Source organism: Sphingobacterium sp. G1-14 (genome assembly GCF_002196555.1).
Lineage (GTDB): Bacteria > Bacteroidota > Bacteroidia > Sphingobacteriales > Sphingobacteriaceae > Sphingobacterium > Sphingobacterium siyangense.
The window spans coordinates 4,084,565-4,097,528 of the sequence record NZ_CP021381.1 but is presented as its reverse complement, the minus strand read 5'-3'; the positions used below and the strand labels follow the sequence as shown (position 1 = coordinate 4,097,528).

The following is a 12,964-nucleotide window of genomic DNA, read 5'->3' as shown; positions in this document are numbered from 1 at the left end:
ACTATTTTGTAGCAATATAGATGGTACAGATACCAAATGTTTGCGGTCTAACAATCGTTTCTTTAAAACCTGCTTTTTTGTTGATGGCAACGAACTTTTGGCCGTCCGGAAATTGAGCAACTGATTCTGGTAGGTATTCATATGCACTGGAATCTTTTGAAAAGAATTTTCCAATGGTTGGTGTAATAAACTTGAAATAAAAATTATAAAGCTGTTTAATGGGAAATTTCTTTGGATTCGAAAATTCTAAAATAACAGCTTTCCCACCAGGTTTTAATACGCGGTATATGTCTGATAGGCCTTTCTCCAAGTTTTCAAAATTACGGACACCAAATGCTACGGTAACAGCGTCGAAAGTATTATCTTCAAATTGAAGCCTCTCTGAGTCTCCTAACGCTACCTCAAATTGATTCGCTAAACCCTTACTTGCAATTTTTTTCTTAGCAACTTCAAGCATTCCTTGGGAAATATCGACACCAATAATCTTTTTCGGATTCAAGATTTTAATTGATTCCAATGCAAAATCACCAGTTCCCGTCGCTACATCCAACATCAGTTGCGGTTTTATGGACTTCAAGGCATTGATGGCTTTTTTGCGCCATATAATGTCAATACCCAAAGACATGAAATGGTTTAAAAAATCATAGGAATGAGAGATGTTGTCAAACATGTCTGCTACCTGTTTCTTCTTCCCATCGTTGGTATCTTTATAGGGTTTTAATGTTGAGGAGTCGTGCGTCATAGTTACAAAGATACAATATATGAATATTTTTTACTGCTAAAAAAGGGATTTGTTTTCATCTTAAAGTCAGTTTGTTTTGATGATAGTCGAGAGGATTGATTTGCTTTTTACCATTTTGCTTATTCACAATGGCTTAAGTTATTAACATTTTTTAATGTGTTGATTTTAAGTGGTAATTTTTTATTTTCAACATCTTTTCAACAGTAAGTGTTGAAAACTCACTGTGTAAATCTGTGTCCTTCAAAGCTTTTTGAGGTTTCGGGTGTGATCGTTGAATTTCTCTGTGTGTAACTCCGCATGGTGGTGAATTTTATTTTTTATACATTTGTTATCCTATCTAAAATTTATAAGGATAGCAAAGCTATATTTCTGATATAATATCATGATGAACGACAGTAATTTTGAAGCGAATAACACGGATAATAACAAACGGGGTAATTATGGCGAACGTCGTACCAAATTAAATAATTTGGTGAGTGGTTTGGGTAAACTTCCGCCGCAGGCAGTGGATCTTGAGGAGGCTGTTTTGGGAGCTTTGATGCTTGAAAAGAATGCGCTGAGTGAAATTATTGATATTTTAAAACCGGAATCGTTCTATAAGGAATCACACCAAAAAATCTTTGAAGCGATTTTTGGCCTTTTTCAAAAGACTTCTCCAATTGATATATTAACCGTTACCTCGGAACTTAGACGGATGGGGGCTCTTGAAATGGTCGGCGGTGCCTATTATATTACGCAATTGACAGATCGCGTGGTTTCGGCAGCTAATATTGAGTATCATGCACGTATTATTTCGCAGAAATATATTCAGCGTGAGCTTATTAAAGTTTCTACTGAAATTATTAATAGCTCATACGATGAAACGTCAGATATCTTCGATCTTTTGGATCATGCCGAAAAAAGCTTGTTTGATATCGCGCAGAATAACTTGCGGAGAGATTCAAGGAAGATGGACGATATTATGCGTGAGGCGATTTCTAATCTTGAGATGCTGCGTGACCGCACGGATGGTTTGACAGGTGTGCCTTCGGGTTTGACTGCCTTGGATCGTATGACTTCAGGTTGGCAGCCTTCCGATCTTGTTATTATTGCAGCACGTCCAGCGATGGGAAAGACGGCATTCGTACTTTCCGTTGCACGTAATGCCGCTGTGGAACACGGTAAAGCAGTCGCCGTATTCTCGCTGGAGATGTCATCCGTTCAGCTTGTCAATCGTCTAATTGCTGGTGAAACAGAAATTGAGCAAGAGAAATTAAAAAAAGGAAATCTTGCTGATCATGAATGGCAACAATTACATTCGAGAATTGGTCGTTTAACCGATGCGCCTATTATTATTGATGATACGCCGGCGTTGAACGTGTTCGAATTTAGAGCTAAATGTAGGCGCTTAAAGGCACAATACGATATCCAGATGGTGATCGTCGATTACTTGCAGTTAATGCATGGAAAAGCAGACGGTAAAGGAGGGGGGAACCGTGAACAAGAGATTGGTAGTATTTCCCGTGCTTTGAAATCTGTTGCCAAAGAGTTAAATATTCCTGTGCTCGCATTGTCGCAGTTGAGTCGTGCAGTAGAGTCAAGGCCAGGAAATAGTAAGCGCCCTATGTTGTCCGATTTACGGGAGTCTGGTTCTATTGAGCAGGATGCGGATATGGTTCTTTTCTTATATAGGCCCGAATATTATGGTTTGACAGAAGATGAAGAGGGACGTCCTACTGCCGGTGTCGGTGAAGTTATTATTGCAAAACACCGTAATGGTGAGACCGGAATTGTTCCACTTCGCTTTGTGGGTAAATTTGTGAAGTTTGTGGATTTAGAAGATGAGTTTTCGGGTATGGGTGGTGGAGATGGATTCGGTGATGCACCGGCTACATTTTCTGCTTCTGCATTGAATCCGTCGCCAAACTTTGCTGATGATTTTAGTGCTGGGGGCTTCAGTGGGGGGATTACTATGCCATCCCGAATGAACGACATGCCTGATGATGCGCCATTTTAGTGATTAATTTTACATAAGTATTCCTAAATAATAGAAAAAACCGAATGATTTAAATTCGGTTTTTTCGTTTACAGCGACTTCGTAATTTATCTTGCTTATGTGGGCTTGTGCCTGCTATTTTTTTTGCCTTTAAAACTTGTATGTCACGCCAGCACCAACAATTTGCCTAATTTGTAGGGCAGAATTTCTCTTTCCAACTTCAACATTATCTTTAATAATCGGAATAGCCGTATTGTCATCGTAGATCATCTGTACACCTGCGTTTACTGTAATAAACTTATTTACCTTCATAAAAAGATTGGCCGTATAGTCGATATCTACATTTTGAGGTTTATCTAAATAGTTTGAATAGAGTTTTAGTATATTTTCAAATGAAATGTTCTCCATTAAATTTACTTTATAATAAGCATCAAATGATGCACCGAATTCAGTGCGGGACTTGCTGTTCGGATTTAGTCCATATCGTGTAGAAAGGAGTGTATCACTTACGAATACAAAGCGCACAGCCGCAGGTGAAAGATTAAATCTGAGGTTGTCCGATCGTTTGTAAGCAAAACCCGGACCGAAGCTCAGGTATGCCGGAGCTAAAAACCTGGATATCCTTTTTTGGGGTGAAGCTGTGTAATCATAACCATCGGCAAATTGTGTGTTAAAGTTTAGAAAAAAGGTATAAAGCCAATACTGAGACGCCTGATGTCCCAACAAGCTATTTAAAACTAATCGGTCATCATTTTTGCGCCAGTCCGACTCTTTTTGAAAGGTTAGCCCATAAGCCGCTAGGACCTTGTTGTCCCATGACCATTTGCCTTTTTTGTAATTGAAGTCGTAATTAAGAGTTAGGTTGCCGGAGAATGAATTTACACCACCTGCAGCCCAATTAGAAAATGAACTTTGGTTGATCAGAAAGGTGTTTTCTCCTTTGATAATCCAGGTTTTCGTACTGTCTACCGCGGTTGTCTGAGCGTAGGTTTCATGTGCTAATAAGCCAAAAGCAATAAGAATAATTGATTTTATTATTTTCATGTGTATACTTAATTTGTTTGCATTTCCATATTATTGTAATCCAGATGAGCACGTACAGTTTCACATCTTTTTAGACAACTAACGCAGCAGCTTTATTTCTGCGTATTGGAGTTGTTGAAATATATTTCGTTCCTATTGTTATATACAACAATCTGATCTGATCGATGCGCTTAAAACGAGGTCATTATCCATTTTCAGCGTGATGTTTTAAGCGTGTACGAGAAAATAAATGTTTTATAACTAAACGAATAAATGAGGTTAATGTTTTTTTGTCCTTTTGATTGTGTTTATTTTAAATAAAATCAGAACTTTGCTCAATTGTATGTATGCGCTATTTATTAGCGTAGCAGCTCTTGGATAAAAGTTTATGAGCAGCTTTTGACAATACCCGGGAACAAGAACAAAGCCATTATTTTGGATCGAGAAAGCCGGCTTCTATTGTGCTATTCATAACAAAAACTAATAAAATGTTTAGATGAAGATAACGCTACTTTGTATAGGTAAGACAGATGACAAGTACCTGATAGAGGGTATTGACAAGTATATTAAACGGTTAAAGTTTTATGTGAACTTTAATATCATGGTGATACCAGACATCAAAAATGTCAAGAATTTTTCTGCTGAGCAGCAGAAAGATAAGGAGGCTCTTTTGATTCTAAAACAATTACAGCCTCAAGATTTCGTCGTTCTGCTGGATGAACATGGAAAAGAGTTTCGCTCCCTGGAGTTTTCTGCTTATCTGGAAAAAATGATGGTGCAAAGTGTTCAGCAAATGGTATTTATTATTGGTGGTCCCTATGGATTTGACCAAAAAATTTATGATCGAGCAAATTCAAAAATTTCGTTGTCCAAGATGACATTTTCGCATCAAATGATTCGTTTGTTTTTTACAGAGCAGCTTTATCGTGCATTTTCTATCATGAAGGGAGAGCCTTATCATCACGAATAATATGGAAAAAAGTCCGTAACTTCATCATGAATAAAAACAAGCTTATGAATTTGCCCAACAAACGAGATTATCACTATAAAAGTGACGAAGGAGAAAAAAATAGCCAATTGAATAAATACATTATGATTGCTTGTATTATAATCGTAATCGCATTGGCCTATTTTTTCGCATAGCTTAATGCCCTTCCATACGGATATTAAGTAAAAGAAATAAATCTCTTACTTAATATCCGTATGGAGGATATCAGCAGATGATTTTAATAAATTTTAATTGAATTGTTTAAGCAAGAACGCTTAATTTTTGGGAGAAGGTTGGCAGGTTTTGCGCGTTCTTTTTGGGGCGGTGTTGTTTACGAATCCCCAGTTGGTCATATAGAATGACAAGGGATTAATTTCTAATAGTTTTTTCATTTTTTCTTTTTTTACCATATAATAATTTATTGATTCGTTAATAGATTATCAATAATCGAGCCAAACTAGAGCGGTTGTCATGTTCGAAAAGAAATATAGCAAATAAGGTCGATAAAAAATAATTGAAAGTGTGTTTTTAGGGCTAGGTCAACATAAAACGCAGCCCATTTGAGAGGGGCTGCGTCGAATCGAAGTATTTATTTCTTATCAATTTTATATAATTTTCCGATATCTGTGATAGCGTACAGCGCGCCATCTTTTCCCTGCGTGATATCTCTAAATCGTTGTCCTTCACTGCCTAGTAGACGTTCTTCTCCAACCACTTTGTTATCCTTTAGTATAATTCTGGCAATGTGCATGCTGCTCAAACCGCAAATAAAAAGATTATTCTTCCATTCTGGAATATTCTGTCCGGTATAGAATGTAATTCCACTAGGCGAGAGGACTGGGTCCCAATAATAGACGGGTTGTTCCAGACCGTCTTTTTGTTGTATGCCATCGCCAACCTTATCTCCTTTATATTCTATACCATACGTAATCGTTGGCCATCCATAATTCCTGCCTGCTTCAATTCTGTTCAACTCGTCGCCGCCCCGTGGACCAAATTCAGTTTCCCAAAGATCGCCAGTTTCAGGATGTAAGGCAAGTCCCTGTGGATTACGATGTCCATAACTGTAAATTTCCGGACGTGCATTTGCCTTGCCTATAAATGGATTCCCAGGGGCAGGCTGTCCGTCAGTGGTAATACGTAGGATCTTGCCCAATGCTGCATTCTGATCTTGTGCCAATGGTCTCGTGACCAAATCAGATCTTTCACCCGTGCTCAAAATAATATTGCCTTCTTTATCAAAGATAATACGGCCACCATAATGCAAGTTCCCTTTATGAGCAGGAGTAGCTTGGTAGATAACTTTAGCACCTTCTATCGATTTCTCGTCTGCGGACAGTTTTCCTTTCGCAACAGCCGTCAAAGTTCCGGCAGCGGTATTATCAGAGAAAACCCAATATATCATACGGTTTGACTCGAATTTTGGATCAAGACGTAATCCCAAAAGTCCACCTTGTCCACTGCTATTGACTTGAGGTAAACCTTTAATTGGTTCACTTAATTTACCGTCTACAGTTGCAATGCGAAAATCACCTTCTTTTTCTGAGATTAATAATCGGCCATCTGGTAGCGCAGTGATACCCCAAGGAGATTTTAATCCCTCGGCAATTACTTTACCTTCGAACGGTGTGCTCGTCTTTGCACCTTTAATTCTGGTTTGTCCAGCAAATGCAGGTTTATAATTCGTGTTTGCATTTTGTGTTTCTACGGGAGGATAACTTGTTGTATCAGTTGCAGAATTTGCACTGCTATCCGAACTTGAATTTGAATTCGCATGGTTTGAATTACATGCAGTTAATCCTAAAGATACTGTTAAGAGGCTTATTGTCAGTTTGGTTTTCATTATCTGTGACTTGTTTTTGGTCTGATTATCTGCTTGAAGATATTAAAAATTAATGAAATATTATTTTTCAGAATGTAATAATATAAATATATAACTCATGCTAATAAGAAAGGGGAATGCTAGTCCGCTAATTTGTTTTTAAGTATTAAAGGAGTTATTTTCCCGCCAGGCAGTTTTTTACAATTCGGTGGAGTTCAATATCGTTGTTTATATAATAATCACTTATATCTAGAATGGTGTTTGTATTTAAATTGTAAATACACACGGGAACGTAGTTGGGCTGTGCAGAGGTCTCGAAAGTCTTAAAATAATCTGCACTTTCCTGTATGTTTGAAAACTCTTTGGATTCGCAATGCTGTGTATCCTGATTATAAGCAATGGTTATAAAGTTCTTTTTCATTTTACTCGCCTTTTATCAGAATAACGAAAATTGGGAAGTAAAAGTTTTAAAAATTATTGCCTTTTATTTTCTAAACACTGATATGGCTTGCGGCTATCGGCTGTCCAAAAAATATTTTTGCTTTGTATTCAAAGTCCCTTGGATCGTCTGTTGTATAAAAGGCCAGTTGGCCATTTTGAGAACAAATTGTTTCAATTTCCCGGTGTCTATCAAGATATTCTTTTAAGCTATTGGCAACAATAGGTCCCTGGGAGATGATCTTTATATTACTTGGTGTATATTTTTGGATTACGGGTAGCAATAAAGGATAATGGGTGCAGGCAAGTACAATGGTATCGATTTGATCGGATTGCTGTAAAAGTTCCCGTAAATCTTTTTCTACAAAGTAATGTGCACCTTCTGTATTGATTTCATTGTTTTCTACTAAAGGAACCCAAAAAGGGCAGTCGTGCTGAAAAACCTCAATTTCTGGATTGAATTTGTGTATTTCTATTTTATAGGATTCAGATTTTACCGTTCCTGTAGTGGCTAAAATACCGATCTTGTTAGTTTTCGTAAAATTGTGTACGATTTCTGTAGTGGGTCTGATGACGCCAAGGACTTTCTTTCCAGGGGGAAGATCATGTTGTTGAATAGTCCTTAATGCTTTTGCAGAAGCCGTATTACATGCCAGAATAACGAGATTACAGCCCAGGTCAAATAATTTAAAAACACATTGTTTGGTGTAATTATAAACGGTCTCAAAGGATCTTGTACCGTAGGGAACACGGGCGTTATCGCCTAAATAGATATAATCGTATTGAGGTAAAAGTTGTTGAATTTCCTTGAATACGGAGAGTCCTCCATAACCGGAATCAAAAATACCAATAGGACCGGGGGTTGTTAAATTATCCATAACACAATGTTATAAGTTCTTTCACTTATAACATTGTGTCATAAGTTTCAGATTTATTGAAGCAAAGATGGTTTCTCTTTGTATATTTTCCAAATTAATTCGCCAAATAATGTATTTGTCCAAGCAAACCAATGTCTTGTGAATTTTTTAGGATCGTTTTTATGAAAAGACTCATGCATAAATCCAGTTCCACCATGTGTATTGACCAGTGTTTTAATACAATTACGAATCTCCTCATCATTTGTTGAGGTCTGCGCCCGCATAATAATGGACATCGGCCAGATCATATCTCTTCCTATGTGAGGTCCACCAATGCCTTCTGCTGCTGTTCCCTTAAAAAAGAATGGATTTTTATCAGACAAAACAAAGTTACGCGTACGTTGATAAACTTCGTTATTTAGATCTACAGCTCCTAAATAAGGTAGGGCCAACAAACTAGGGATATTTGCATCATCCATCATAAGATGGCTCGAAAAACCGTCTACTTCAAATGCGTAAATCCGGCCCAATGTCGGATGGTCGATGATACCATATTTATTGACTGCTGCTTCGACCTCATTGGCAAGCGCTTCCATTTTTGCAGCGAGCTCGTGTTCATTTTTAACCTTTTTCAAGATCTCGGCAGACTGTCTAAGGCTAACAATCGCAAATAAATTGGATGGAATAAGAAATGAGAAAATTGTAGAATCGTCTGACGGTCGAAAACTAGAGCAAATCAAGCCAACTGGATTTACAGGATATCCGTAGCCATCTACCTGTAATGTGTCGGATCCTCTGGATGTTGTTCGCTCAAATTTATATGGGCCTAGACTATCTTTACGTTGTTGCTCAACGAAAGTCTGATATATTTTATGTTGTGCTTCTAACCATTCTTCATTAAATGGACTGCTGTCATTTGTTTCTTTCCAATAATGATAAGCTAATCGAATTGGATAACACAATGAATCGATTTCCCATTTTCGTTCATGAATTCCAGGTTTCATGTTTGTGTGATCACTGAACCATTCGCCTTTCTTTGTTGGATCGTTATAAAATGCATTGGCATAAGGATCAATATTGATGCATTTGCTCTGTTTTTGAATTAAGCCAACAATAAGATCCTGCAGTTTTTTGTCTTTTTTCATAAAAGGGAGGTACGGCCATACCTGCGCACTGCTGTCACGCAACCACATCGCGTCAATATCCCCTGTAATCACATAGGTATAATTTCTTCCGTTTTGGACATAGGGAAATACGGTAGTATCTAGGGTATTAGGAAAGCAGTTGTTAAATAACCAAGCCAGTTCCTTATTTTTAACATTTTTCTGAAATTCTACAATTGCATCTTCGATTACCTTGCTCGAGAAAAGTCTTTTCTCTTTACCTGTCCGAACAGTGGGAAAAGAATGTTCCTGAGCGAATGAAAATTTGCTTGTAAGTGCACCTGCGGTTAACAGGGTTGCGTTTTGGATAAATGTTCTGCGTTTCATGCTTATTAGGGCTATTTTTTATGATTTAAGGTTATTTACTGAAATGCAAGATATAAATATTTTTGAATAAAAGGAATAGCAAATACGATTTAGCATGATAAAATTGACTGAACATATGAATAAAGTCAATTTTATTCGGTTAATTTGCGTTTAGGAATGCATTTTGCTAGAAAAAATAATCTTTGAAATAATTTTATGAGGCTTAATATAACAAAAAATAATAATTTACTCCGAATTGTGCTGGCAGGCGTGGGAGTAGGTATTTCCTGCGGAGGTTTTGCCCAGATTAAGAGTCAGCCCTATTCGTATCATTTTTATCAAAAAATGAACGATGCGGTTTATTCTACGGAGACGAGAATGCATACTTCTGCTAAACCATTCGTCATAAAAGACTCTTTATTGTTAGCTAAGTTTGATTCAATCCAATCTAATAAACCCGTTTCTTCGTCTAATTGGTTCATGCGCAAGATCTTTAACGAACATCTTGTGCAGGTTGAAAAAGACGATTACACATTCTATGCTGATTTTCTACCGGATCTTTATATTGGAAAGGACATGCAGGGCGACAAGCGCCGTACATGGATGAATGGTAGAGGATTTCAAGTGGGATTGAACGTAGGAAATAAATTTACATTTAATACTTCCGCATTTGAAAGTCAAGCTGTCTTTCCTAAATATTTAGATGACTATATTGTTGCACATAAAGTTATTCCGGGTCAAGGAAATACAAAATTTCAGTCTAAGAATAAAATGGACTGGATGTATGCGACAGCTAGTATGACTTATGACGCCCATAAGTATATCCAGGCAACTTTGGCTTACGACAAAAACTTTATCGGGGATGGCTATCGATCGATGCTTTTATCGGATTTTTCTTCAAACTATGCCCATTTGAAATTGACCGGGACCATAGGAAATGTTCAATATACTTCGATTTGGGCCTATATGAATGATCCGACGCATCCTAGACAGGATTTGACGGGTACAACTCCGATGGAAGGGCAGAATAATACACGTTTAGGAGACGGAAAAAAATGGGGGGCTTTTCAATATTTGGATTGGAATGTGACAAATAAGCTATCGATAGGCTTTTTTCAGTCTGTCGTTTGGGCTGCTCAAGATGAGGCTGGTAAAAGAGGTTTTGATTTTAGCTATATTAGTCCAATTATCTTTATTCGACCTGTTGAAAGTAATAACTCAACGTCGCCTGACAAAATGTTTTTGGGATTGACCTCCAAATATAAATTACCTTATAGATTGACTGCATATGGACAGTTTTTACTGGGTGAATTTACTGCTAAAGAGTTCTTCGCTGGTAACGGATATGCGCACAACAAATGGGGAGCACAACTTGGCGTAAGGGGATATGATATGTTTGGTGTGAAGAATTTAAATTTTCTTGCCGAGTATAATACAGCAAGACCATATACTTACGCACACTTTAAATCGTATTCAAACTATAGTAACAATGCCGAACCATTGGCTCATCCGAAAGGGGCAAACTTTAGAGAGCTTGTTGGTCTTGTGAATTATGCATGGGATAGATGGGACTTTTCGTTACAGGGCATGTTTACCCAGAATGGGCTGGATCTCCCGGATGGAAGTAATATGGGAGGAGATATTTTTCAATCCTATCGAACGATACCAAATTTATATGGAAACCACATTGCGCAAGGAATAAAGAACAATATCTATTATGCGGATGCTAAGGCTGCCTATGTGCTTAACCCCAAGTATAACCTTCGCTTAGAACTTGGTTATACCCAACGTTACGCAAAAGCACAATATGAAACACCGGTAGTCAATAAGTCTGGTGTTGTGTCATTTGGACTTCGCTCAAGTTTCCGGGCAATTTATAACGATTTATAGAAATTTTTATAAACTGATCTATCTAGAAATAAGACAAACTATATTGATTGGCCATAAACGCTACAAAAACCAATATAGTTTGTTTTTAAAACGAGGTCTCAGGACAAATTGAGAAGATAGGAAAAACAACTTTGATACAACCAGAATAAAATATCCGATAGTTGGCGATCCGTTCTTATAATTTATTACGGCTTAAAAACGATCTATTTAAACAAAAATGGTAAGGGTTAGCTCAGTTAACCAATGGACCAGCACAAAAATGATTATATTTCAATGAAAAAAATCCTCATACTGAATGGCCCAAATTTGAATTTGTTGGGTGTAAGGGAGAAATCGATTTATGGTAGCCAGGACTTCCTTAGCTACTTTGAAGAACTTAAACAACAGTTTGAAAAGGTACAATTGCACTATTTTCAAAGCAATTCAGAAGGAGAGTTAATCGATAAGGTCCACGAAGTTGGTTTTGAATTTGATGGAATTGTGTTGAATGCTGGAGCGTATACGCATACATCTGTTGCTATTGGAGATGCAATTGCGGCTGTTACAACACCTGTTATTGAAGTTCACATAAGCAATGTCCATCAAAGAGAGGAGTTTCGCCATCATTCGTTCCTGGCAAAGAATTGTAAAGGGGTGATCTGTGGTTTTGGCCTGGATAGCTACAGATTGGGTATCGAGGCGTTTATTAAATAATATCTTCTTTTGCAAGGAAGAGAAAAAATAGCTATAAAATAAAAAAGCGGGAATTCCCGCTTTTTTATTTTATAGCTAACAGACTTGTTCTAACCAATAAGACTTCTGATTTCGACTTCGTCTGCTTTTATCTGAGCTTTCATTTCTTCAAGCGAGTCAAACCGTTCATCATGTCGGATAAAATGAAGGAACTTGACACGTAGTGTCTTGCCGTAAATATCCTGATCGAAATCGAATAGGCTGATTTCAATAGCACGATTCATCCCATCAACAGTGGGCCTGGTCCCTATATAGCCCATACCTTTCGCAATTGAAACCGGACTTTCCTCTTTATACTCCCCTGTAGTGATGTTTTGGATATGATTATAGATATATACCTCAACAGCATAAATACCATAGGCCGGTATGAGTTTATGAGGTTCGTGAACCTGCAGGTTTGCTGTTGGAAATCCGATTGTACGCCCAATTTGGTCGCCTCTAATAACAGTTCCCGTTAATTCGAAAGGATAGCCTAAATAGAGGTTAGCCGTTCTTATATCGCCCTTTATAAGCGCTTCACGTACTCGTGTGGAGGATACTGCAATATCGTTGATATCCTGTTCTGGAATTTCGTCAACACTGTAGTCAAATATAGATGCAAACTGCTCTAAATCGCCCATAGTACCCTTTCGATCTTTTCCAAAATGGTGATCATAGCCTATCACAATCTTTTTTGTACCCAATTTGCCTACAAGAACATTACTAATATATTCTTCCGGAGTCTGATTTGAAAAATCACGGGAAAAAGGAATGATAATTAAGTGGTCAATTCCCACTTTACTCAATTGACTGACCTTTTCTTCGATATCGTTGATTAGGCGTAAACTATCATCATCTGGATTGATAATCAATCGTGGATGTGGGAAAAAAGTAAGCAAAATTGTCTCACCATTAATTTTATGAGCTGCTTCCTTTAAGTGAGCCAATATTTTTTGATGGCCAATATGAACACCATCGAAAGTACCGATGGTTACAACTGCATTTTCAACTGGTGAGAAATCATCTAAACTTCTGTAGATTTTCATTTA

At 37.5% G+C, this 12,964-nt stretch carries 11 protein-coding genes; 4 read left to right on the top strand and 7 right to left on the bottom strand.

The features are described 5' to 3' along the window. Position 1: 1 nt before the first annotated feature. Positions 2-742, bottom strand: coding sequence for a bifunctional demethylmenaquinone methyltransferase/2-methoxy-6-polyprenyl-1,4-benzoquinol methylase UbiE (gene ubiE, locus CBM24_RS17720; RefSeq protein ID WP_088162175.1), 741 nt, complete (start codon positions 740-742; stop codon positions 2-4). A gap of 385 nt (positions 743-1,127) precedes the next feature. Between ubiE and dnaB the strand changes: the two genes are divergently transcribed. After that, a complete protein-coding gene (dnaB, locus tag CBM24_RS17715) occupies positions 1,128-2,738 on the top strand; it encodes a replicative DNA helicase (protein WP_370445164.1) in 1,611 nt (536 codons plus the stop codon). 129 nt (positions 2,739-2,867) lie between these two features. On the opposite strand, the gene CBM24_RS17710 is transcribed toward dnaB, so the two are convergent. After that, complete coding sequence (locus tag CBM24_RS17710) at positions 2,868-3,761, bottom strand: DUF3078 domain-containing protein (RefSeq protein WP_088162174.1); 894 nt, start codon at positions 3,759-3,761, stop codon at positions 2,868-2,870. Positions 3,762-4,236: 475 nt separating this feature from the next. Here CBM24_RS17710 and rlmH point away from each other — a divergent pair, with 475 nt between their 5' ends. After that, a complete protein-coding gene (gene rlmH, locus CBM24_RS17705) occupies positions 4,237-4,710 on the top strand; it encodes a 23S rRNA (pseudouridine(1915)-N(3))-methyltransferase RlmH (RefSeq protein WP_088162173.1) in 474 nt (157 codons plus the stop codon). A 607-nt stretch (positions 4,711-5,317) separates the two neighbouring features. On the opposite strand, the gene CBM24_RS17700 is transcribed toward rlmH, so the two are convergent. From CBM24_RS17700 to CBM24_RS17685, 4 genes are all read right to left on the bottom strand, one after another. Beyond that, positions 5,318-6,571 carry a PQQ-dependent sugar dehydrogenase gene (locus CBM24_RS17700; protein WP_088162172.1) on the bottom strand — a complete coding sequence of 418 codons (1,254 nt, stop codon included), beginning with the start codon at positions 6,569-6,571 and terminating at the stop codon, positions 5,318-5,320. 154 nt (positions 6,572-6,725) lie between these two features. After that, positions 6,726-6,971 (bottom strand): hypothetical protein, encoded by a 246-nt coding sequence (locus tag CBM24_RS17695; protein ID WP_088162171.1) that lies wholly within the window; start codon positions 6,969-6,971, stop codon positions 6,726-6,728. A 70-nt stretch (positions 6,972-7,041) separates the two neighbouring features. Then, positions 7,042-7,866: a glutamate racemase gene (murI, locus tag CBM24_RS17690; RefSeq protein WP_088162170.1), complete on the bottom strand. Its 825-nt coding sequence runs from the start codon at positions 7,864-7,866 to the stop codon at positions 7,042-7,044. Between the two features lie 53 nt (positions 7,867-7,919). After that, a complete protein-coding gene (locus CBM24_RS17685) occupies positions 7,920-9,335 on the bottom strand; it encodes a glycoside hydrolase family 125 protein (protein WP_088162169.1) in 1,416 nt (471 codons plus the stop codon). Positions 9,336-9,530: 195 nt separating this feature from the next. On the opposite strand from CBM24_RS17685, the gene CBM24_RS17680 reads away from it, so the two are divergent. Continuing rightward, positions 9,531-11,204: a gliding motility protein RemB gene (locus CBM24_RS17680; RefSeq protein ID WP_232475556.1), complete on the top strand. Its 1,674-nt coding sequence runs from the start codon at positions 9,531-9,533 to the stop codon at positions 11,202-11,204. A gap of 273 nt (positions 11,205-11,477) precedes the next feature. After that, entirely contained in the window at positions 11,478-11,897 is a 420-nt protein-coding gene (aroQ, locus tag CBM24_RS17675; RefSeq protein WP_088163621.1) for a type II 3-dehydroquinate dehydratase, read from the top strand. Between the two features lie 89 nt (positions 11,898-11,986). Here aroQ and CBM24_RS17670 read toward each other — a convergent pair whose 3' ends face one another. Continuing rightward, on the bottom strand, positions 11,987-12,961 hold the full coding sequence (locus CBM24_RS17670) for a bifunctional riboflavin kinase/FAD synthetase (protein ID WP_046674485.1): 975 nt from the start codon (positions 12,959-12,961) through the stop codon (positions 11,987-11,989). Positions 12,962-12,964 lie beyond the last annotated feature (3 nt).